Origin of the sequence: Haloechinothrix salitolerans, assembly GCF_042662605.1 — a bacterium.
Lineage (GTDB): Bacteria > Actinomycetota > Actinomycetes > Mycobacteriales > Pseudonocardiaceae > Haloechinothrix_A > Haloechinothrix_A salitolerans.
On sequence record NZ_JBHSXX010000001.1, the window covers coordinates 4,088,182 to 4,109,850 of the forward strand.

At 68.9% G+C, this 21,669-nt stretch carries 23 protein-coding genes; 3 read left to right on the forward strand and 20 right to left on the reverse strand.

Annotated elements, in window-relative coordinates:
* Positions 1–6 precede the first annotated feature (6 nt).
* Genes ACFQGD_RS19355 through pyrR form a run of 3 tightly spaced genes read right to left on the reverse strand, consistent with a single transcriptional unit; the run spans position 7 to position 2,835 of the window.
* Entirely contained in the window at positions 7–1,317 is a 1,311-nt protein-coding gene (locus ACFQGD_RS19355) for a dihydroorotase (protein ID WP_345389943.1), read from the reverse strand.
* Positions 1,310–2,245, reverse strand: a complete 936-nt coding sequence (locus ACFQGD_RS19360) for an aspartate carbamoyltransferase catalytic subunit (RefSeq protein ID WP_345389941.1) — start codon at positions 2,243–2,245, stop codon at positions 1,310–1,312. The genes ACFQGD_RS19355 and ACFQGD_RS19360 overlap by 8 nt, the downstream gene beginning before the upstream one ends.
* Positions 2,242–2,835 carry a bifunctional pyr operon transcriptional regulator/uracil phosphoribosyltransferase PyrR gene (pyrR, locus tag ACFQGD_RS19365; protein ID WP_345389939.1) on the reverse strand — a complete coding sequence of 198 codons (594 nt, stop codon included), beginning with the start codon at positions 2,833–2,835 and terminating at the stop codon, positions 2,242–2,244. The genes ACFQGD_RS19360 and pyrR overlap by 4 nt, the downstream gene beginning before the upstream one ends.
* A gap of 416 nt (positions 2,836–3,251) precedes the next feature.
* Between pyrR and bldD the strand changes: the two genes are divergently transcribed.
* Positions 3,252–3,743: a transcriptional regulator BldD gene (bldD, locus tag ACFQGD_RS19370; RefSeq protein WP_034270768.1), complete on the forward strand. Its 492-nt coding sequence runs from the start codon at positions 3,252–3,254 to the stop codon at positions 3,741–3,743.
* Between the two features lie 150 nt (positions 3,744–3,893).
* On the opposite strand, the gene nusB is transcribed toward bldD, so the two are convergent.
* The 3 genes from nusB to ACFQGD_RS19385 are packed head-to-tail and all read right to left on the reverse strand — an operon-like array spanning position 3,894 to position 6,049.
* Positions 3,894–4,343: a transcription antitermination factor NusB gene (gene nusB, locus ACFQGD_RS19375; RefSeq protein ID WP_345389933.1), complete on the reverse strand. Its 450-nt coding sequence runs from the start codon at positions 4,341–4,343 to the stop codon at positions 3,894–3,896.
* Positions 4,340–4,903, reverse strand: coding sequence for an elongation factor P (gene efp, locus ACFQGD_RS19380; RefSeq protein ID WP_345389930.1), 564 nt, complete (start codon positions 4,901–4,903; stop codon positions 4,340–4,342). The genes nusB and efp overlap by 4 nt, the downstream gene beginning before the upstream one ends.
* 33 nt (positions 4,904–4,936) lie before the next feature.
* The gene (locus tag ACFQGD_RS19385) at positions 4,937–6,049 is read right to left on the reverse strand and encodes a M24 family metallopeptidase (protein ID WP_390183364.1); all 1,113 of its coding nucleotides are present in this window, start codon (positions 6,047–6,049) and stop codon (positions 4,937–4,939) included.
* Between the two features lie 41 nt (positions 6,050–6,090).
* Here ACFQGD_RS19385 and ACFQGD_RS19390 point away from each other — a divergent pair, with 41 nt between their 5' ends.
* The gene (locus ACFQGD_RS19390; protein WP_345389927.1) at positions 6,091–6,531 is read left to right on the forward strand and encodes a B-4DMT family transporter; all 441 of its coding nucleotides are present in this window, start codon (positions 6,091–6,093) and stop codon (positions 6,529–6,531) included.
* Positions 6,532–6,543: 12 nt separating this feature from the next.
* Here the strand turns inward: ACFQGD_RS19390 and ACFQGD_RS19395 are convergent, their stop codons facing one another.
* From ACFQGD_RS19395 to ACFQGD_RS19425, 7 genes are all read right to left on the reverse strand, one after another.
* Positions 6,544–8,124: a glycoside hydrolase family protein gene (locus tag ACFQGD_RS19395; protein ID WP_345389924.1), complete on the reverse strand. Its 1,581-nt coding sequence runs from the start codon at positions 8,122–8,124 to the stop codon at positions 6,544–6,546.
* A 130-nt stretch (positions 8,125–8,254) separates the two neighbouring features.
* Positions 8,255–8,686 carry a type II 3-dehydroquinate dehydratase gene (gene aroQ / locus ACFQGD_RS19400; RefSeq protein WP_345389921.1) on the reverse strand — a complete coding sequence of 144 codons (432 nt, stop codon included), beginning with the start codon at positions 8,684–8,686 and terminating at the stop codon, positions 8,255–8,257.
* Entirely contained in the window at positions 8,683–9,846 is a 1,164-nt protein-coding gene (aroB, locus tag ACFQGD_RS19405) for a 3-dehydroquinate synthase (RefSeq protein WP_345389918.1), read from the reverse strand. Before aroB ends, aroQ begins: the two co-directional genes overlap by 4 nt.
* Positions 9,843–10,382 carry a shikimate kinase gene (locus ACFQGD_RS19410; protein WP_390183363.1) on the reverse strand — a complete coding sequence of 180 codons (540 nt, stop codon included), beginning with the start codon at positions 10,380–10,382 and terminating at the stop codon, positions 9,843–9,845. The genes aroB and ACFQGD_RS19410 overlap by 4 nt, the downstream gene beginning before the upstream one ends.
* Positions 10,383–10,443: 61 nt before the next feature.
* Positions 10,444–11,637 carry a chorismate synthase gene (aroC, locus tag ACFQGD_RS19415; protein WP_345389914.1) on the reverse strand — a complete coding sequence of 398 codons (1,194 nt, stop codon included), beginning with the start codon at positions 11,635–11,637 and terminating at the stop codon, positions 10,444–10,446.
* A gap of 36 nt (positions 11,638–11,673) precedes the next feature.
* Positions 11,674–12,234: an A24 family peptidase gene (locus ACFQGD_RS19420; RefSeq protein WP_345389912.1), complete on the reverse strand. Its 561-nt coding sequence runs from the start codon at positions 12,232–12,234 to the stop codon at positions 11,674–11,676.
* 68 nt (positions 12,235–12,302) lie between these two features.
* Complete coding sequence (locus ACFQGD_RS19425) at positions 12,303–12,686, reverse strand: hypothetical protein (RefSeq protein WP_345389909.1); 384 nt, start codon at positions 12,684–12,686, stop codon at positions 12,303–12,305.
* Between the two features lie 239 nt (positions 12,687–12,925).
* Between ACFQGD_RS19425 and ACFQGD_RS19430 the strand changes: the two genes are divergently transcribed.
* Positions 12,926–13,738, forward strand: a complete 813-nt coding sequence (locus tag ACFQGD_RS19430) for a serine hydrolase domain-containing protein (RefSeq protein WP_345389906.1) — start codon at positions 12,926–12,928, stop codon at positions 13,736–13,738.
* 38 nt (positions 13,739–13,776) lie between these two features.
* Here the strand turns inward: ACFQGD_RS19430 and ACFQGD_RS19435 are convergent, their stop codons facing one another.
* From ACFQGD_RS19435 to ACFQGD_RS19465, 7 genes are all read right to left on the reverse strand, one after another.
* Positions 13,777–14,724, reverse strand: a complete 948-nt coding sequence (locus ACFQGD_RS19435) for a D-2-hydroxyacid dehydrogenase family protein (RefSeq protein ID WP_345389903.1) — start codon at positions 14,722–14,724, stop codon at positions 13,777–13,779.
* A gap of 119 nt (positions 14,725–14,843) precedes the next feature.
* On the reverse strand, positions 14,844–15,674 hold the full coding sequence (locus tag ACFQGD_RS19440) for a shikimate dehydrogenase (RefSeq protein ID WP_390221150.1): 831 nt from the start codon (positions 15,672–15,674) through the stop codon (positions 14,844–14,846).
* A 32-nt stretch (positions 15,675–15,706) separates the two neighbouring features.
* Positions 15,707–17,290 carry an endolytic transglycosylase MltG gene (gene mltG, locus ACFQGD_RS19445; RefSeq protein WP_345389897.1) on the reverse strand — a complete coding sequence of 528 codons (1,584 nt, stop codon included), beginning with the start codon at positions 17,288–17,290 and terminating at the stop codon, positions 15,707–15,709.
* 321 nt (positions 17,291–17,611) lie between these two features.
* Positions 17,612–18,112 carry a Holliday junction resolvase RuvX gene (ruvX, locus tag ACFQGD_RS19450; protein WP_345389894.1) on the reverse strand — a complete coding sequence of 167 codons (501 nt, stop codon included), beginning with the start codon at positions 18,110–18,112 and terminating at the stop codon, positions 17,612–17,614.
* Between the two features lie 25 nt (positions 18,113–18,137).
* A complete protein-coding gene (alaS, locus tag ACFQGD_RS19455; protein ID WP_345389891.1) occupies positions 18,138–20,801 on the reverse strand; it encodes an alanine--tRNA ligase in 2,664 nt (887 codons plus the stop codon).
* 91 nt (positions 20,802–20,892) lie between these two features.
* Positions 20,893–21,213, reverse strand: coding sequence for a hypothetical protein (locus ACFQGD_RS19460; RefSeq protein WP_345389889.1), 321 nt, complete (start codon positions 21,211–21,213; stop codon positions 20,893–20,895).
* Positions 21,210–21,617 (reverse strand): DUF948 domain-containing protein, encoded by a 408-nt coding sequence (locus ACFQGD_RS19465; RefSeq protein ID WP_345389887.1) that lies wholly within the window; start codon positions 21,615–21,617, stop codon positions 21,210–21,212. Before ACFQGD_RS19465 ends, ACFQGD_RS19460 begins: the two co-directional genes overlap by 4 nt.
* Positions 21,618–21,669: the final 52 nt, after the last annotated feature.

Below are 21,669 nucleotides of genomic sequence, written 5' to 3' on the forward strand. Positions count from 1 at the left end.
GCTCCACTATCGGATCCTCCCATCACGCGCGGTGACACGCCCGCGCAGCACGGTCGCCGTGACCCGCGCGGGAAGCTCCATCCCCTCGTAGGGGGTGTTGGCCGCGATGCTGGCGAACTCCGCGCCGCGCACGGTCCAGCGTGCCTCGGGGTCGACCAGCGTCAGGGTGGCCGGTTCACCCTCGGCGATGGGCCTGCCCTGGTCGGCGAGCCGCGCGATCTCCGCGGGCCGTTCGCTCATCACCCTGGCGACGTCACGCCAGGTCAGCAGACCAGGCCGCACCATCGTCTCGGCCACGACGGACAACGCGGTCTGCAACCCGAGCATGCCCGGCCGTGCCGCCTGCCACTCGCAGTCCTTGTCTTGCTCGGCGTGCGGCGCGTGGTCGGTGGCCACACAGTCCACGACGCCCTCAGCGAGCGCGTCCCGCAGGGTCTTGGCGTCCGATGTGGTGCGCAGCGGCGGGTTGACCTTGTTGATCGGGTCGTAGGTCTCGAGCTGGTCGTCGGTGAGCAGCAGGTGGTGTGGGGTGACCTCGGCCGACACCTGCGTGCCGCGTTGCTTAGCCCACCGCAGGACGTCCACCGTTCCGGACGTCGAGACGTGGCAGACGTGCAACCGGGCAGCGGCGTGCGCGGCGAGGATGCAATCACGGGCGACGATGGACTCCTCGGCGGACGCGGGCCAGCCGGACAACCCGAGCCTCGCGGCCTGGGTGCCCTCGTGCGCCTGCGCGCCCACGGTGAGGCGGGGTTCCTCGGCGTGCTGAGCGATCACCGCCCCAAGCGCACGGGAGTACTCCAGCGCCCTGCGCATGATCAGCGGATCATGCACGCAGAGGCCGTCGTCGGAGAACATCCGCACCCGCGCGGCGGACTCGGCCATGGTGCCAAGCTCGGCGAGCTTCTCCCCGTTGAGGCCCACGGTGACCGCGCCGACCGGGTGGACATCGACCAGCCCGCACGCCTGCCCGGCGCGCCGCACGTGCTCGACGACCACGGCGGTGTCGGCGACCGGATCGGTGTTGGCCATGGCGAACACGGCGGTGTAGCCGCCGAGCGCGGCGGCAGCGGACCCGGTCGCGACGGTCTCGGTGTCTTCCCTGCCTGGTTCGCGCAGGTGGGTGTGCAGGTCGACGAACCCGGGCAGCAGCACCTGCCCCTCGGCGTCGATCACCTCGGCGTCCTTGGGCGGGGTGATGCTCGAGGCGATCTCGGCGATGACGCCGTCAGCGGCGAGGACATCCACCGGATCACCTTCGCCATAGCAGCGCACCCCCTTCAGCAGCACGGGCGTCGTGTCATGACGGTCAGGCACTCTCGGCTCCTTCCGAGGCCAGCAGGTGGTAAAGGACGGCCATCCGCACGTGGACGCCGTTGGCGACCTGCTCGGTCACCAGCGCGTTGGGCGCGTCGGCCACGCGAGAGGCGATCTCCATGCCACGCAGCATCGGGCCGGGGTGCAGGATCACGGCGTGCTCGGGCAGCAGCGCCGCGCGAGCTTCGCTGAGCCCGTAGCCGATGGCGTACTCGCGCGCCGATGGGAAGAAGCCGCCGTGCATCCGTTCGGCCTGCACCCGAAGCATCATCACCGCGTCCAGGCTTGGCAGTTCGGCGTCGATCTCGTGCGAGACGGTCACCGGCCAGGTGTCGATGCCTGCGGGCAGCAGCGTGGGCGGGGCGACGATCGTCACCTCGGCGCCGAGGCACGTGAGCAGATGCACGTTGGAGCGGGCGACGCGGCTGTGCAGGACGTCACCGACGATGCCGATGCGCCTGCCTTCCAGCGACCCGAGTTTCTCCCGCAGCGTGGCGGCGTCCAACAGCGCCTGGGTGGGATGCTCGTGCATCCCGTCCCCGGCGTTGATCACGGCGGCGGGGGTGTCCGAGAGCCAGTGCGCCAGCCGTTGCGCCGCACCGGACGCCGGGTGGCGGATGATCACGCAATCCGCGCCAGCCGCCGTGAGCGTGAGCGCGGTGTCGCGCAGCGACTCGCCCTTGCCGACCGACGAGCCGCCCGCCGAGACGTTGATCACGTCGGCGCTCATCCATTTCCCCGCCAGCTCGAACGAGACCCTGGTGCGCGTCGAGTTCTCGTAGAACACCGTGATGACGGTGCGCCCACGTAACGTCGGCAGCTTGCGGACCTCCCTGCCGAGCAGGGTCTGTTTCAGCCCGTCGGCGGTGTCCAGCAGCTCCGTGATGGTGTCGCGGTCGAGACCTTCCGCGGCGAGTAGGTGTCTCACGCCTGGTCCTCCTCCCGTGCCGCGCGCAGCAGCACGGCGTCCCTGCCGTCGACCTCGGTGAGCAGGACCGAGATGTCCTCCGCGCGCGAGGTGGGCACGTTCTTGCCGACATAGTCCGCACGGATCGGGAACTCGCGGTGGCCGCGGTCGACGAGCACGGCGAGTTGCACGGCCTTGGGCCGCCCCTGGTCACGGAGCGCGTCCAGGGCGGCCCTGATCGAGCGACCCGAGAAGAGGACGTCGTCGACCAGGATCACGATCTTGCCGTCGATGCCGGACTCAGGCAGCCGAGTACGCTCCAGCGGGCGCGTGGGATGGTGCCGCAGGTCGTCGCGATAGAGGGTGATGTCGATACTGCCGTGCGGCACGGTGACACCGGAGAACGCGGAGATCCGGTCGGCGAGCCGGTCCGCGAGCGGCGCGCCACGTGTGGGAATGCCGAGCAGCACAGGAGGCTCGTTGTCCGCCCCGACGGCGGTCTTTTCGATGACCTGGTGGGCCATCCTGGCTACGGTGCGCGCGACGTCACCGGCGGAGAGCAGTTCCCGCTCCGCCGCCGCGCCCGTCGCATCGCGTGATCGCGACGCCACGTTCGACTCCTTCCCCGCCTCACTGGACGGGTCGTTAAAGGACTCCGGTTCGGTGTTCAGTTGGTGACACGATGCGCTCGGCAGTGCTTAGCCCGCGCACGACTACCCCACAGACCGTAGCAGGGGCTTCCACTCAGCCGTCCGGGTGGTGTATTCGTGTTAGTCCAATTACCCCAGAAAGATCGGGTTGACCTGGTGACGACATCGGGTAACCATTACGCTGAGTATTCGACCAGGGAAGGCTAGCCACCCCCGAAGGCGAAAATCGGCCATGACCAGCGCCGATGATCGCATCGGACCGCATTGGGCGCCACGCGACCCAACGGAACAGGCTCGCCACCCGGCGTCGGAGAGGACACAGGGAGTGCCCGCCGCTCACCAGGGCTGCGGGGTGCAGGAAACGGAGATATGAGCATATGGGCGATTACGCCAAGGCGCTCGGGGCCAAGCTCCGCGGGATCCGGCAACAGCAGGGCCTCTCCCTGCATGGCGTTGAACAGAAATCCGGTGGGCGGTGGAAGGCCGTCGTGGTTGGTTCCTACGAGCGTGGCGATCGTGCCGTGACCGTCCAGAAGCTCGCGGAATTGGCCGACTTCTATGGGGTGCCGGTAGTGGAGTTGCTGCCGGAAGGGCGAGTGCCTTCCGGCGCGGAGCCCGCCACCAAGATCGTGATCAACCTGGAGCGGCTCCAGCAGCTGCCCGCGGAGAAGGTTGGTCCGCTCGCTCGTTATGCGGCCACCATCCAGAGCCAGCGCGGCGACTACAACGGCAAGGTGCTCTCGATTCGCACCGAGGACCTGCGGTCGCTGGCGATCATCTACGACATGACGCCAGGTGAGCTCACCGAGCAGCTGATCGACTGGGGCGTGCTTCCACCGGAGGCACGACCTGCCAAGGACGACGCCTGATCGCTGGCCATCAGAGTCAGTGACCGGCCGACCCGCGCAGGGGCGAAGGCGCGGGCGGCCAGGCGGCGCGGCGTACCAGCCACGCCAGGCCGCCGACGTCACGCGGCGACCCAGCGCGGCCAGAAACGGCCACGGTGTCCGCTGTGCGGCCTAGAGCACGGCGCGAAGCCGATCGGCGATACTGCCGAGCCTGCCGAGCACACCGTTGACGAACCGGGGCGAGTCGTCGGTCGAGAGCTCCTTGGCGATACCGACCGCCTCGTCGATCGCGACCGGGTCGGGTACGTCGGCCGCCCACAGCAACTCGTACACCCCCACGCGCAGCACCGCTGCGTCCACCGGTGGCATCCGGTCGACCGTCCATCCCTGGGCGTGCTCGGCAAGCAGCTCGTCAATGTGCGCCTGATGTGCCGTCACGCCCTCGACCAGGGCGATCGTGTAGTCGGCGATGGGGTCGACGTAGGTCGATCCCACCCGGTCCGACAGCAACGTGACGGCGTCGATGTCTCGCTGCCGCGCCTCGTAGAGGAGCTCCACCGCACGCCGCCGCGCGTCCCTGCGGGACGGCGGGCGGCCACGCGTGGCGGAACCGGTGCTCAACTGGAGACGCGGCCGAGGTAACGGCCGTCCCTCGTGTCGACCTTGATCTTCTCGCCGCTCTCGACGAACAGCGGCACCTGGACCTCGGCACCGGTCTCCAGCTTGGCGGGCTTGGTGCCGCCGGTGGAGCGGTCGCCCTGCAGGCCAGGGTCGGTGTGCTCGATCACCAGCTCCACCGAGACCGGTAGCTCGACGAACAACGGCTCGCTCTCGTGGAACGAGACCTGCACCTCGGAGTTCTCCAGCATGAACCGCGCGGTGTCACCGACAAGGGTCGGCGTCAGCGCGACCTGGTCGTAGGTCTCGTTGTCCATGAACACGTAATCGGTGCCGTCGTTGTAGAGGTAGGTCATCTCACGCCGGTCGACGGTCGCGGTGTCCACCTTGGTGCCCGCGTTGAACGTCTTGTCGACGACCTTCCCGCTGAGCACGTTCTTCAGCGTGGTCCGGACGAACGCGCCGCCCTTACCTGGCTTGACGTGCTGGAAGTTCACGACGGACCACAGCTGGCCGTCAAGGTTGAGGACCATGCCGTTCTTCAGGTCGTTAGTGGTGGCCACGAGTCTCCAGCTCTCCTGTTACGAATCTGCGCGTCAGACGGTCACCAGGTCCCGCGTCGAGAGCGTCAGGACGTCGTTGTCACCCTCACCGACAACCACGACGTCTTCGATCCGCACACCGCCGCGGCCGGCGAGGTAAACGCCTGGCTCGACGGTGACCGTCATACCGGCGGAAAGTGTACCTACGCCCGTCTTGGCCAGCGTCGGTGCCTCATGGACATCGAGGCCAACGCCATGGCCGAGCCCGTGCAGGAACTCGTCACCGTAGCCCGCTCGCTCGATCACGCCACGGGCCGCCTCGTCGACGTGCGACACCTTCTCGCCCGCCCGAGCGGCGGCGACACCGGCGGACTGCGCGGTCATGACGAGGTTGTAGAGATCGCGCTGCCACGCGGCGGGTTTGCCGACGACGAGGGTGCGGGTCATGTCGGAGTGATAGCCATCGATGATGGCGCCGAAATCCAGCTTGACGAAGTCGCCCTCGGCGAGGGCCGCGTCGCTTGGCCGATGGTGCGGGATCGCGGAGTTCGCCCCCGCCGCCACGATCGTGGGGAAGGACGCGCCTTCCGAACCGTGGTCGAGCATCAGGTTCTCCAGCTCGCGGGCGACCTGGCGTTCGGTCCAGCCAGCCCGCACGCCGCCGTGCTCGATCAGGTCGGCCAGCGCGCGGTCGGCGGCGGCACAGGCCATCCGCAGTGCCTCGATCTCGCTCGTGTCCTTGACCATGCGCAGCTGCTCGGTCAGACCGGGCGTTGGCCGCAGCGCGATGCCGGACGCGAACCTGGTGAGCGTCTCGAACGTGTCCACGGTGACGTGGTCGCTCTCGAACCCGAGCGCGCCGTGCGCCGCGGGCTGCTCCGCCGCGCGCGCCACAAGGGCGGGCGCGCTGGCTCGTTCCAGCACGTGCGCCAGGTCGGGCACCTCGGTCTTCGCCTGCGTGGCGTACCTGCGGTCGGTGCAGAACACCGAGCGCTCCTCGCCCTCTGCGTGCACCAGCAGCGCGGCGTTGGAACCGGTGAACCCGGTGAGGTAGCGGATGTTGGGCAGATCGGTGACGAGTAGCGCGTCCAGCGCGGCGTCAGCGAGCAGCGCACGCAGGGCGCTCCGCCTGGTCAGGTGGATGCGTTCGAGTCGCGAGTCGGGCACTCCCCGAGCCTAGCGTTCCCGTGGCCTCCTACAGTGGACCCGTGCCTGCCTGGTTGGTTCGCGGTCTCGTACTCGCCGCCGTCTACGCCGCCGCCGCTGTCGGCGTGGCGTGGGCCGACGTCTTTCACCGGGACGCCATGACCGTCGTGACGTCCGTCGTGTTCGCCGCGATGCTGGGCGTCGCGCTCACCTGGGGCGCGATCGACGGCTGGGCGCGGCGGCCCCACCGCGGCACGACCTGGCTGTACGCCGCGCTGACCGCGGGACCACTCGCGGGGATCGCCTACGTGATCGGCAGGGCGGTGTTCGTCGACCAGACCGGCGTTTCCGCGCTCGGTGTCCAGCTCACCAGCGGCGCGGCGTTCTTCGTGCTGCTGGTGATCGTGCCAGCGTGGGTGGGGCAGGTCGTGGGCCGCAGGGTCTCGCCGGACCCGGCCGACCGCACGCCGGAAGCCGACGGTGACGCCGCTGCGCGGCGCTGACGCCGGGCGAGCTCAGCCGAGCACGGACGCGACCGGGTAGGCGCCCCAGGCGATGTCGCCAACCGTGCGCACGTGGGACTCGTTGCGTCGCGCGATCCGTTTCGCCAGGGCGGGCTCGCGCAGTGGCCAGAGCCGCCCGTCGTCCAGCAATAGACCGGTCTGCCCGTCGCGTGAGCGTAATACGGGAGCACCGCTGTTGAGCCGTGCGGTGACGTCGAGTTCGGGAAGGTGTGGCCGCTGCGCGAGTGTGCCCTCAGTGGCCAGGATCGTCGCGACGGAACGCCGTTCCACACGGAGCAGCTCGCCGTCGACGATCAGGTCCATGGTGTGCTCCGGCGAGGGGAACGCATGGCCCTCCAGCAGTCGCACGGCGTCCGCACGGGCCAGGCATCCCCGCGCCCCAACAAGGTCAACGCCAACGTGCCGAAAAGCGGTTCGTTTCGGCCTGCCCCGCGTCGCGCGCACCATGTCGACCGGCACCCTTTCGCAGGGATCGAGCTCCGAGCGCGGAGCGTGCCCCGAGGGAGTGCGGAGCAGACCAGGGCCGTCTTTGCTGGAAGCTCGCACCGTGACCCGCGGATAGGGGTGCCCGCTGAAGCCACGATCCCAGAACGTCAGCATCGTGCCGGTTTCCGTGCGGTGCACGACCGCGAAGGCGTCCAGGAGGTCGACCCACATCAGATCAGCGTCAGCGGCATCGGCGATCGACCAGGTGCGCGGCGCGCCGGTGCCGTGGACAGTACGGAACCCGCGTTCGCCGAGCGCCTGTACCCGCTCGCGGAACGCGGGGTCGCGCGAACGCAACAGAAACTGCCCACGGTTTCCGCCCTCACCGGCGGTGCTGTCCGTGAACAGCAGGTAGAACCAGCCGTCGAGGTGAACGACGGCGGGTCGCCCCGCGCCGTAGCCGTTCCGCTTCGGCCGAGCTGGGCGCACGATCGGCTTGCCACCGTTGGCGCGCCGCCATCGCACGCCGTTCTTGCTGGTGGCGAGCCCGATGGCGTTGCCAGCATCAGACTTGCCCCTGGTGCCGGTGTAGTACAGGTAGTAGACGCCATCGACCTTGATCACCGACGGGTCGCACGTGTGCGCGGCGTCGAATCCGCCCTTGCTGCCCGCCAGCGCGACGCGCGGTGGCTTACCGCGCTTCTCACCGCGTTTCGCGCGGCCCGTGCTGGTGAATCGGCCTTCCAGGGTCCGCGCGCTGGCGTGCAGGATGACAGTGCCCGAACGGCTCAAGCGGCCCCCTCGGCGTGCGAGTTTCGGATCGCGGTTCCGGCCGCACCACCACAGCCGGGTGCGCTTGCCGTCGCGCAGCAGCGTCGCGCCGTGATCGGTGGCCGGATTGCGGCTCGCCGCCTTGACGCGCGACCCACCCGGCCGCCGCTCCAGATCGAGCCGGACGGCGGGTTCGGTCGGCGACCCGACGTCTGGTGCCTTGGTCGGTGACGACGACCGTGTGTCGGGACCGGTCCATTCTCCCCGCACCGTCGTGCATCCGGTGACCACGAACGTTATCGCGAGCAGCAGCGCCAGCCCGGGGACTCGGACAGCAGGACGGCGTGCCGCACCAATTCGAGACCCCCTGCTCACCCCACCAAGCATGGTTGCGCGCTGTCCTCCATCCCCAGAACTGACGACCCGCGACGCGGATGCAGGGCGCCAGTCTATGGGGTGAAGACACCGTTACGCGTGCGGTGCCCCATCCATGCTCACTGGCGGATCACTCCAGATGCTTGGCCATCCAGCGCAGCGCGAGCGCGTAGCCGTCAGCGCCGAGTCCGGCGATGACCCCGGTCGCCACCGCCGAGATCATACTGTGGTGCCGGAACTCCTCGCGCTGATAGACGTTCGACAGGTGCACCTCGATCAACGGGGCGGTGAGCTGCGCGCAGGCGTCGCGCACCGCGATCGAGTAGTGCGTCCACGCGGCGGCATTCAACACGACCGGCCACTCGGCGTCGGCTGCCTCATGCAGCCACTCGACCATCTCGCCTTCATGGTTGGTCTGGCGCACCGCGACATCCATGCCGAGCACTGCCGCCGTTCGCTTACACAGATCGACCAGGTCGTCATGGGTGGTCGAACCGTAGATGTCTGGTTCGCGAGTGCCGAGCCGGTTCAGATTGGGCCCGTTGAGGACGAGGACGTTCACAGCAGCACACCTCCGTTGGCACCCTCGCCCCCTGCGACCGCCGAGTACGCGGCGGCGAGCAGCGACGGGTCTGGGCCTTCGAGCCTGCCCGGCTTGGCGAGCCCATCCAGGACGACGAACCGCAACACACCGGAGCGGGACTTCTTGTCCTTGCTCATCGACTCGAGCAACTGCGGCAACGCGTCGGCGTCGTAGGTGGTAGGCAGTCCGAGCGCGGTGAGCACGCTGGCGTGCCGGTCGGCCGTGGCGTCGTCCAACCTGCCCGCCAGCCGGGCGAGCTCGGCGGCGAACACCAACCCAACACTGACGGCGGCGCCATGGCGCCAGCGGTACCGCTCGCGACGTTCGATGGCGTGCGCGAGCGTGTGCCCGTAGTTGAGGACTTCCCGCAGCATCGACTCGCGCAGGTCGGCGGACACGACGTCGGCCTTCACCTGGATCTTGCGGCGCACCAGCTCGGCGAGCACGTCCCCGGTCGGGTCCACAGCGGCCTTCGGGTCGGCTTCGATCAGGTCAAGGATCACCGGGTCGGCGATAAAGCCACCCTTGACCACCTCTGCCATGCCCGCGACGAGTTCGTTGGCCGGCAATGTCTCCAGCGTGGCGAGATCGACCAGGACGGCGCTCGGCTCGTGGAACACACCAACCAGGTTCTTGCCCGCCTCGGTGTTGATTCCGGTCTTGCCACCGACGGCGGCATCCACCATGCCGAGCAGTGTGGTCGGCACATTCACCAGTCGCACACCGCGCATCCAGGTAGCGGCGACGAAACCGGCCAGATCGGTGACCGCTCCCCCGCCGAGACCGATGATCACGCCCTCACGATCGAGGCCGATCCTGCCGAGCACCTCCCAGCAGAACCCCGCCACCGAGAGCGCCTTGCCGTCCTCGGCGTCCGGGATCTCGACGCGGTGCGCGTCATGACCCTGGTCGTTGAGCTCGTCGCGGGTGGCTTCAGCGGTGGTCGTCAGCGTCGGCGGGTGGATGATGGCCACCTTCGAGGCCCCGGCGACCGCCTGGCCGAGCTCACCAAGCAGCCCCCTGCCGATGATCACGTCGTACGGCTTGGCCGTGTTCACAGCGACGCGCACCGGCTCGCTGGCACTTGTGCCCAACCGTGTGTCGGCTGCCCCGGCCGCCCCGCCTGTCGGCTCGCTCATCGCTGTCCTTCCTGCGTCTTGCGCGCCACGAGAATCTCGTCGACCACCTCGTCGGGTGTGCGCTCGTCGGTGTCGACCTCGATCGTGGCGACCTCCCGGTACAACGGCATCCGCTCGTCGAGCAGCGCCTTGAACGTCGCACGTGGGTTCACGCCAGCGAGCAGCGGTCGGGCGGTCGACAGCCCGGTACGACGCATGCCGACGGTGAGCCCCACGGTGAGAAACACGACGGTGTGCCCGGCGAGGCGTCTCCTCGTCGCCGCCGACAGCACCGCGCCGCCACCAAGCGAGAACACGCCGTCGTGGCGCTCCAAACCCTCGGCGATGATCCGCTCCTCCACCTCGCGGAAGTACGGTTCGCCGTGCTCAGTGAAGATATCCGAGATCGCACGGCCCTCCGCCGCCTCGACGTCGGTGTCCGCGTCGGCGAAGCCACAGCCGAGCCGGTCGGCCAGCAGCGGGCCTACGGTGCTCTTGCCCGATCCTGGCGGGCCGATCAGTACTGCCTGAGGACTGTGTGAGGTCACGGCACTCACGGTAGCCGGTCGCCTCACGGCCGCCGCGTACCGGCGGGCACGCCGTGTGGTGCTCGCCGCGTCAGCGTGACCACCACTCCCGCAGCCCGTCTAAGTACGACGTCGCGTTGCGAGACGTCTCGGCCAGGGAGTCGCCCCCGAACTTCTCCAGCGCCGCCTCGGCGAGCACCAGCGCGACCACCGACTCCAGCACGACCCCAGCCCTCGGCACCGCGCATACGTCGGAGCGCTGGTGGATCGCGACAGCGGGCTCCTTGCTCTCGACATCGACCGTGGCGAGCGCGCGCGGCACCGTGGATATCGGCTTCATCGCGATCCGCACCCGCAGCGGCTCGCCGTTGGTGATGCCGCCTTCCAGGCCGCCAGCACGGTTGGAGCGCCGCGTGACACCAGCGGGACCGGTGCCGAGGTCGATCTCGTCGTGGGCTTTGCTGCCCCACCGGCGCGCGGTGGTGAACCCGTCGCCGACCTCGACACCCTTCATCGCCTGCACACCCATCAGCGCACCAGACAGCCGGGCGTCCAGCCTGCGGTCCCAGTGCACGTGAGAACCGAGGCCCGGCGGGAGGCCATAGGCGATGACCTCGATAACACCGCCCACGGTGTCGCCCGCCTTCCGCACGGCGTCGACCTCGGCGATCATCGCCTCCGCGCCATCGGGATCGAAGGCACGCACCGGGTTCTCGTCGATCGCGGCCAGATCCGCCGGGGTCGGCAGCGGCCCGTCCGGGGCTTCGGCGCCACCGATGCTGACCACGTGGCTGATGATCTCGATGTCGAGCAACTGACGCAGGAAAGCCCGCGCGACCGTGCCGAGTGCGGTGCGCGCCGCCGTCTCCCGCGCACTGGCGCGTTCCAACACCGGGCGGGCCTCGTCGAAGCCGTACTTGAGCATCCCTGGCAGGTCCGCGTGCCCGGGCCGGGGCCGGGTGAGTGGCTCGTTGCGGGCGAGGCCAGCCAGCTCGGACTCGTCGACCGGGTCGGCGGACATGACCTTCTCCCACTTGGGCCACTCGGTGTTCGTGATGTGCACCGAGATCGGGCCGCCCTGGGTGCGGCCGTGGCGGACGCCCCCGGTGAACTCGACGGTGTCGGTCTCGAAACCCATGCGTGGGCTCCGACCGAAGCCGAGTCGCCTGCGGGCCAACTGCTCGCCAAGGTCCGACGTGGTGATCTCCACACCGGCGACCATGCCCTCCATGACTCCGGCGAGGCTTGGACCGTGTGATTCTCCTGCGGTTATCCAGCGCAACACCAGGAGATTTTGTCATGGCGGCGTCCGCGCCGCGGATCAGGCCCATGACCACTGCCAGGGGAACACCGCGATCGCCCAGGTCGCGGCCAGTAATCCCGGCCCGTACGGCACGCCGTCGCGCCACGCGGGTCTTCGCAGGACACGGGCCGCCACGCCCAGCAGGAACGCCACACTCGACGCCAGCAGCATGCCGAGGAGCACGGCCTGCCAACCAACGGCACCGAGGACGGCGCCGACGCTCGTCGCCAGCTTGACGTCACCACCGCCCAGCGAACCCGGCGCCACCAGGTACACCGCGAGGTGAGCCGATGTGAGGCTCACCCCTCCCCACGCGGCGGCGCCCAGCACAGCCGCCGTGCCAGCGCTGACCGCCACCGCGACCAGCACGCAGGCGGTCACGCCGATGGCCGAGAGGGTCAGCGCGTTGGGCAGGCGGCGTTGACGAAGGTCGGTCGCGGCGAGCGGCACACCGAGCAGGGTGATCGCGATCGGCACGGGCAGCCACCACGCGGGAAGCGCGTCCGTGACCCACCGGAGCACGATACAGCCGAGCAAGGCGGCGATCGCCATGAGTTGGTAACCGGCATGCGATGTCATGCGCTCTACGCTGGCCGCTCGCGCTGACCTCGGCAATCGCCCCTCGTGCGAGTGGAAGCGCTTGCGGGTCAGTTCGTCGATGACGCCTGCCGTTGGCGCCACTGGTGGGGCAACAACAGCATGGCCCCCGCGAGGATGCACGCGACGTCGGTGACCACGCCCCACACCTCCAACGCCGTCCGGAACTGCTCCTGCACGCCGAAGAAGCCGACCGTCAGCGACATCAGGTAGGCGCCGAGAGTCGCCGCGCCGAAGCCCAGCGTCGCCACCCCCACTAGCCAGTGCCGCCACACCACGACGGCGATCGCGAGCACCACCGACGCGGCGACGTTCAGCAGGAACAGTGGCCCGACGACCGACGTGTAGCGCGCCCAGTCGAACCACCCGACCAGGTGCACGATGCCGACTCCGAGGAGCGAGGCGACGGCGAACAGGCGGATCAGTAGTGACATGGGCCAGTCCTTCGATCGGCGGTACGGGTCGGCACTAGCATGACGCGCGGTAGTGGCGAGCACCACACACGGACCGTGTGTTTACCTGTTGTTCGGTCGCGGCGCCGGTTTGGATTGGCGCGACCCACATCACCTGTCGGTGGCCTGTTCGCGCACCCACACGCCACGCCTGGAAGAGTACGGAGACGAGTGATCCGATCGATCACCACATGGTCGGTACGCGACGAGCGAGGATGGGGATGCGGAGCGTCAAGTTGATCGAGCAGTGGCCCGTCGATCACGCGGCGATGGCGGTGATCGACGCCGATGGCACGGTACTCAGCGACTACGGTGACCAGCATCGGGTGTTCCCGCTCGCCTCGGTGACGAAGCTGCTCACCGCCTACACGACATTGATCGCGATCGAAGAAGGTGTCTTCGAGCTCGACTCCCCCGCCGGCCCCGACGGCGCTACGGTGCGGGATTTGCTCGCCCACACGTCCGGGTTGGCGTTCAACCAGCACAAGGTGGTCGCGGAACCGCGCACGCGGCGCCTGTACTCATCCACCGGGTTCGAGCAGCTTGCCGACGCGCTCACCGAAGCCGCTGGCATCGAGTTCGCGCGGTACCAGCAGGAGGCGCTACTCACGCCGCTGTCGATGACGGCGACCGAGCTGAAAGGCTCCCCCGGAGCGGACGCCGAATCCACCGTGGACGACCTCACTCGGTTCGCGGCCGAGCTGCAGCGGCCGACGTTGCTTGACGCGTCCACCATGGCCGAGGCGACAACGGTGGCACACCCCGGACTCAACGGCGTGCTGCCCGGCTTCGGACACCAGAAGCCGAACGACTGGGGCCTCGGTTTCGAGATCCGCGACGACAAGAGTCCACACTGGACCGGATCGGCGAGCTCACCGCGTACGTTCGGCCACTTCGGACAGTCGGGCACGTTCCTGTGGGTGGACCCCGACGCTGGGCTGGCCTGCGTGGCACTGACCGACCGCGACTTCGGGCCGTGGGCAGCGGAAGCGTGGCCGGAGTTCACCGACGCCGTGCTGACCGAGCACCGGTAGCCCTCGGCGCTCGGCCATCAGGCCTCGCTATCGAGCCGTCACTTCGGTGGCGACATCACTCGCACCGGCTCTCCGGCCGCGAACGCGGCGATGTCCTCGACGGCGTCCTGGAAGAAGACCCGGTAGACGTCGTCGGCGACGTAGCCGATGTGCGGCGTCAGCACGGTGTTGGGCGCCTGCCGGATCGGGTGATCGGCGGGCAGCGGTTCGGTGTCGTAGACATCGAGCGCGGCGCGGATCCTGCCCTCGGTGACCGCGTCGATCAGCGCGGACTCGTCGATGATCGGACCACGTGAGGTGTTGACCAGGAGCGCACCGGGCTTCATCAGCGCGAGTTCGTCCGCGCCGAGCAAGCCCCGAGTGCGCTCCGACAGCACCAGGTGGATGGAGACGACGTCCGCCGTTCGGAGCAGTTCCTCGCGCGAAACGGCCTGCACTCCGTGTTCTGCGGCGCGCTCGTCCGTCAGGTTCTGGCTCCACGCGATCGGGTGCATGCCGAACGCCGTGCCGATGCCGGCAACGGTGGAGCCGAGCCTCCCGAGGCCGATAAGACCCAGCGTCTTGCCGTGCAGGCTCATGCCGACTGTGCGTTGCCAACCGCCGTCGCGGACGGCTCGTTCCTCCTCCGGGATGTGACGGGCGGCGGCGAGGATGAGCGCCCAGGTGTGCTCTGCCGTCGGGTGCGGGATATAACCGGTGCCGGACACGACGATGCCCTGCTCGTTCGCCGCCGTGACGTCGATCGCGGCGTTGCGCTGGCCGGTGCTGACGAGCAGCTTGAGGTCGGGCAGTCGTCGCAGCACGTCGGCGGAGAACCGGGTTCGTTCCCGCATGGCGACGACGACGTCGTACCCGGCGAGGGCGGCTACCACGTCGTCCGGGTTCGGGATGTGCTCGGTGAAGACGGTGATCTCGGCGTCGAGCTTGTCCCAGTCGGCGAAGGATCGGGCCACGTTCTGGTAGTCATCGAGGATGGCGATGCGCATGCTCCGCACGCTATCCGACCGCACGCGTCGTCACCGGATCGGCATGCGGGTACCCACGTCGTCGGACCGCGGCTCCCGGTGAGCAGGCGCTCAGGCCGATCGCGAACGTCGCCGTATCCTCAGATCAACGGCAGCGGCAGGATGTCGCCCGTGGCGGCGCGCAAGGCGTCCCGCATGGCTTCCCGGGGCGCGGCGCGCCCGGTGAACTGCTCGACTTGCCCGAACGCCTGATGCAGCAACATGTCGAGACCCGTGGCCAGCGCGCCACCGCTCGCCTCCCGCGCGGTGGCCAGCGGCGTCGGCCATGGGTGGTAGATCACGTCAAGCAGACAGGGCGCACGCACCACATCCGCGATGTGCTCGGAGACGGCGTCCGACGGCACCGTGCTGACCAGCGCCGCCGATTTCTCGGCGAGGGCGCGCCAGTCAACATCCGACCACCGCAGGACCTCAACGGTGAGCCCGAGTCCCCGTGCGGCCGCGGCCGTCGGTGCGGCACGGACGGGATCACGAGCGACGATGCGAACCTTCGCGAGCCCGAGGTCCGCGAACGCGGCCACCGCGGCGGCGGCCGTGCCACCGGCACCGAGCACCACACCAGGGCCGCCGGAGCCATCACCGAAACCGCCAGCCGCCAGGAGCGCACCGACCACGCCCGCGACGTCAGTGCAGTCCGCCCGCCAGCCGCCGTCGATCGGTACCAGGGTGTTCGCCGCGCCGACCGCGGCCGCGCGCGGCGTCACCTCGGTCGCGAACTCCAACGCGGCGCGCTTGCCTGGCATGGTCACCGACAGCCCGGCCCACTCCGGTCCGAGTCCCGCCACGAACGAGGGCAACCCGTCGGCGTCGACTTCGCACCGCTCGTACGTCCAGCCGGTGAGACCGAGCGCGTCGTACGCCGCTTGATGCAACACCGGAGACAACGAGTGCGCCACCGGTTTGCCTAGCACGGCGGCCTTGCGGATTCTCTCGGCAGCCACGGTCACCAAACCCCGCGCCGCTGGGCGTCGGCGACGTTGGCCCTGTGCTTGTCATACGTCTTCGCGAAGCAGGACAAACCGTTCTCCTCGCACCGGACGAAGTAGAGCCACTTCCCCTTGGGCGGCTCCACCGCCGCCTCAAGCGCCTCCGTACTCGGCGAGGAAATCGGCGTCGGCGGCAGGCCCGTGTTCCGGTACGTGTTGTATGGCCCCTTCTTCGCCCTGTCATTACTCGACGTGCGCAGGTTCGGCTGGTCGAGCACGTAGTTGATGGTCGAGTCCATCTCCAGCCGCATGCCCTTGTTCATCCGGTTGTAGATCACTCGCGAGATCTTGCCGAAGTCGGCCGTAACGCCTTCCCGCTCGACCACGGACGCGATCACGACGATCTCATACGGGCTGTAGCCGGTGTTCCTCGCGGCGTCTGGCAGGCCAGCCGCCTCGTACCGGGCCGAGGAAGTGGTCAGCACCTCGGTGAGCAGCTCCTGCGCCGACCAGCCAGGCTTGACGTCATACAGCCCTGGCGCGACCAAGCCTTCCAGCCGCCGGTCGGCAGGCGCGTCGGCGGCGTCACGTGCCAGCCACTTCGGTACGCCGAGGGCGACGAGGTCGGTCTTGGCCGCGACCTTGGCAAGCTGGTCGGCGCTCACGCACGTGCTCTCACCATCGAGCTTCGTGCACGAGGCCTTCGACAGCTTGCTGAACACACCGAGTGACTGACTGCCATCGGACAGCTTGACGTCGTGCAACTGCGTACCACTCTTCAGCTGCAGGTGTCCGACCCTGGCCTTGTCCTCGAGCAGCGAGTTCAGCGCGTTCGCGCCAGACGCCTTCGCGCGCATTTTGTAATAGCCAGGCTGGATGCTGCGGATCTCGGTGTTGCCCTGCGCGGCGGTCAGGAACGCCTGCCTGCTGGCGACGACGTCGGCCTCGACGAGCGTCGTGGCGATGGCGCTGGTCGAGTCCCCCTTGGACACCTTGATGACGACGTCGGAGACGCCAGCGCCCTCGTAGTCGTCGTAGTCGAACCCGAGAAGTTTCTGCGAGCCGAACCAGATGCTCGCCGCGAGTCCCGCGATCACGCCCAGCGCGGCGATCCAGCCGAAGAACCGACGCCGCGTCCGTGCGCGCTTGCTCCGCCCTCGCTGTGGTCTTGACGGTGCCGATCGGCGGTCGCGACCGGGTTTCGCGTCGGACCGTTCGGTGCGCCCCTCGCGTTCGGGCCGCCGCCCTCGACTCGGCGGGACGTCGGCCGCACGCGCGTCATCGGCGTACTCGTCGTCATTCGCACGGCCATCCGCGCGCTCGTCGTACTCGTCGTAGGCGTACTCGTCGTAGGCACCGAAATCGGCATCGTAGTCGTCGTAGCCACCGTCGCCGTAGTCCTGGTGCGCACGGTAGTCGTCGCGAGCGGCGTAGCCGCTGCTATAACCGCTGCGGTAACCATCGAACCCCTCGAAACCCTCGAACCGGGCGCGTGGCTCATCGTGGTAGTGACGCGGGGGCAGCCGTTCGATGTCCTGATCGGGCGCGGGAGGGCGAACGTCGTCCCGGGATGGTTCTGGCGCGGGCCTTCGGCGGCGCATCGGCGGTTCTTCCGGCATCCGGCGGGCGCGTGGCGGAGGCTCCGCGCCCCTTGGGCGGGGTTCCCTCGGCATCCCCGGCGGCGGCTCCGGCGCCCCTGGCGGCCCCGAAGGACGTCCTCCTGGCGGTGGCGCCGACCGCCTCCGCGGTGCCCGCGCCGGTGGCGCACCCTGCGGCCGCTGGGGCGGGGACGCACGCCTACGCGGTGGCACTCCTGACTCCTGGCCGCCCCCTGGCGGCGGCATCGGGCGCCGTCGCGGCGGTGGCCCAGGCGGCCTCGGCGGCCGTCCCGGCTCGTCATCGCCTCGGTAGGGCCCCGTCACTTAGGCGCCTTTCCCACCGGGTTCATCCGTCCGACGCCGTGCGGCGCGTGCATCCAACCACCCTTGCAAAATCTCCACCGCGGCCGCTTGATCGACGACAGCGCGTTGCTTACGACCCTTGATACCCCTATCAGACAACATCTTGGTCGCGCTTACCGTGCTCAACCGCTCGTCCGCGAGCCGCACCGGGACCGTGCCCAGCCGATCGCGGAGCCGGTCCGCGTAACGGACGGCGGTCTCCGCCGCCACGCCGTGCCGGTTCCGAAGTGTCCGAGGCAATCCCACGATGACCTCGGCCACCTCGTTCTCGACCACGAGCCGCGCCACCTGCTCGATGTCACTATCCGCGTCGGTATCACGCGAAAGTGTGACAAGCGGCGACGCAAGCATAGGGGAAGGATCACTCAGAGCGATACCTACTCGCACTGAACCCACGTCGACGGCGAGCCGCCGCCCGCCGCCGGGGTCGTCCTCGCCAGGAGTGTCAGGACGTGCGCTCATACGCCAGCACGGAACCGAACTTCGCTCACGCTCCGCTCCTGATAGTGGCTTCGACCGCGTGGATCGCCCGCTCGATGCCAGCCGGGTTGCTACCGCCGCCCTGCGCGAGGTCCGGCTTGCCGCCGCCCCTGCCGCCGATCGCCTCGGCGAAGCCGGGCACCAGCTTGCCAGCGGCGAAGCCCTTGTCGCGGGCTTCCGCGGTCGTGGCGACCGCGAAGCTGACTTTCTCCCCGTTCGGCGAGAACAAGGCCACGACGCCGGGCCGCGAGCCGAGCCGGTTACGCACCTCGCCCGTGAGCTTGCGCAGCCCGTTCGCGTCGATTCCCTCGGCGACCTTGGCCGCGACCAGCGCGATGCCGTCAACGTCGCGGGCCTGCTTGGCAAGCTCGCCCGCAGAGCCGAGCACCTGCTGGGTGCGCAAGTTCTCGATCTCCTTCTCGGCGTCGCGCAGCCGCTTGAGGACGTCCTCGATGCGCTCCGGCAGCTGCTCACTCGGCACCTTGAACGTGCCCGCGAGCTGCGACACCAGCAACTGCTCCTTACGGACGTACTGCAACGCGTCCTTGCCGACCAGCGCCTCGACACGGTGCACACCGGACCCGATGGACGAGTCGCTGACCAGCTTCACCAGCCCGAGCTGGCCGATGCTCCCGACGTGGGTACCGCCGCACAGCTCCCGGGAGTACTCGCCCATGTCGACGACGCGCACCTCGTTGCCGTACTTCTCGCCGAACAGCGCGACCGCGCCCATCTCGAGCGCCTTGTCCATCGACGTCGTGTAGGACTGCACCTCGACGTCGGTGACGAGGTAGTCGTTGACCTCTTCCTCGACGGCGGTGAGCACGTCGGCGGAGACCGACTTCGGCGAGGTGAAGTCGAACCGCATCCTGCCTGGTGAGTTCAGCGAACCCGCCTGCGCGGCCCGCCTGCCATACGCCCCGCGCACGGCGGCATGCACCAAGTGGGTGGCGGAGTGCGACCGCTGGATCGACATCCGGCGTGCCTCGTCGACCGATCCAGTGACCTCGGTGTCCAGCCCGATCTCGCCCGCGATGACCTCGACGGTGTGCACGAACAGACCTGGCACGCTCTTCTGCACGTCGAGCACCTTGGCCTCACCCGCTGAGCCGATCAGCACGCCGGTGTCGGCGATCTGCCCACCGCTCTCGGCGTAGAACGGGGTGCGGTCCAGCACGAGCTCGGCCTTCTGTCCCTCACGGATGCTGGTGACTGACTGCCCATCGCGCAGTAGCCCGAGCACCTTCGCCGTGGCCTGCAAGTCGGTGTAGCCGAGGAATCGCGTTTCGCCGTGCTTGTCGAGCAGGTCACGGTAGGCCGACAGGTCGGCGTGTCCGGTCTTCTGGTTCGCGGCGTCGGCCTTGGCACGCTGCCGTTGCTGCTCCATGAGCGAACGGAACCCGTCCTCATCGACTTCGAGGCCCTGCTCGGCGGCCATCTCCAGCGTCAGATCGATCGGGAAACCGTACGTATCGTGCAGTTGGAACGCCTTGTCACCCGACAGGATCGAGCTGCCGGCCTCTTTCGCCTTCTCCGCGGCGATGTCGAAGATCTTCGAACCGGTGGTCAGCGTGGCGAGGAACGTTTCCTCTTCCTGCGCGACGACGTCGTGGATGCGCTCGAAATCACGAGCGATCTCCGGGTACGACGGCGCCATGGCGTCGCGAACCACGGCGGCGAACTCCGGCAACACCGGTTCGTGCACGCCGAGGAGCCGCACCGAGCGGACGATGCGCCGCAGCAGGCGCCGCAGGACGTACCCGCGCGCCTCGTTGCCCGGCGTGACGCCGTCGCCGATGAGCATGACGCCGGAGCGGGCGTGGTCGGCGATGACGCGGAACCGGACGTCGTCGGGGTGGTTGTCGCCGTAGTGGCGGCCGGAGATCTCCTCGGCCTTCGCGATGACGGGCCGCACGAGGTCGGTCTCGTAGACGTTGGACACGCCTTGGAGCAGGTAGGCGACGCGCTCGACGCCCATGCCGGTGTCAATGTTCTTCTTCGGCAGCTCCCCGATCGGCGGGAAACCCTTCTTCGGCGGGTCCTCGCCCCGGATGTCCTGCATGAACACCAGGTTCCAGATCTCGAGGAACCGGTCCTCATCGACGACGGGGCCACCGTCGCGGCCGTACTCGGGGCCACGGTCGTAGTAGATCTCCGAGCAGGGACCGCCGGGACCGGGCACGCCCATGTCCCAGTAGTTGTCCTCGGCGTTGCGGTACTGGATGCGCTCGTTCGGGATGTCGGTGAGCTTGCGCCACAGCCCGGCCGCCTCGGCGTCGTGCTCGAACACGGTGACCCAGATGCGGTCGGGATCAAAGCCGTAGCCGCCGTCGGCCTGCGACTTGGTGACAAGGTCCCAGGCGTAGGTGATCGCGCCTTCCTTGAAGTAGTCACCGAAGGAGAAGTTGCCCGCCATCTGGAAGAAGGTGTTGTGGCGGGTGGTCTTGCCGACCTCGTCGATGTCGCCGGTGCGCACACACTTCTGCACGCTTGTCGCGCGCGGGTACGGTGGCGGCACCTCGCCGAGGAAGTACGGTTTGAACTGCACCATTCCCGCGTTGACGAAGAGCAGGTTCGGATCGTCGAGGATCAGCGAGGCGCTGGGCACCTCGGTGTGCCCCGCCGAGGTGAAATGGCGGAGAAAGCGGTTACGGATCTCGTGTGTTTCCACGTGGTGGTCCTGTGTCTTGTGGGTGTGACCCGTACCGGGTCAGCTGGGTGGATCGTCTCGAACAGGGGCGGCGGACAGCGGCGAGCGCGGCTCAGCCGTCCGCCCGGGGCGCTCGCGCCTGCCGTACCGCCCGGTCGGCGCTGTAGGCATGCCGCCCACGCGGGGTCTCTTCGTGCCTGGTCGGCACGCCCGTCCGCTGCGTCACCGTGTCGTGCAGCTCCTGCTCCCGTTCGGTCATCCCCGCGCGCACTTCGGCACCAAACGCGCCAGCGGCGTTCGCCAGCTCACGCATCGCGTCCCCCAAGTTCGAGGCTAACCCCGCTGGGGTCGCCTGGCGAGCGGTGTTACTCGCCTTACGTGACAGCGCCACACCGGCGGCGATGCCAACGCCGAGCCAGAACATCCGCTTCACTTCCTGCCTCGTTTCCTCGTCCGGCGGGCGTGCTTGCCGACCTCACCCGCCTTGGCCTGCTTGCGTGCCTTGATCGCCTTGCTCACGCCATAGGAGAACGCGGCCGTCTTGACCAGCGGGCCGCCGAGAGTCGCGGTGAACACCGAGGACAGCGCGGAGGCGTTGCTCGACACCTGCTGGACGTTCGCCGTCACGCCGTCCACCCGCTCCAGCTGGGTGTTGACGTGGGTGATGGTGTCATTCGCGCCGATCAGCAGCGGGTCACCGCGCTCGTGGGCCTTGCGGATGGCCACGGTCGCCTCGTCCAGAGTGCGGCCGAGTTTGACCAGGGGTATCGCGAGCAGGATGACCAACACCACGAATGCTCCTGCTGCGACAAGCGCTGCGATGTGCCCTGGCGACACGGGGCCTCCTCCATCTGACGTGCCGGAACGTCCCGTCAGGCTACCGCGCGTT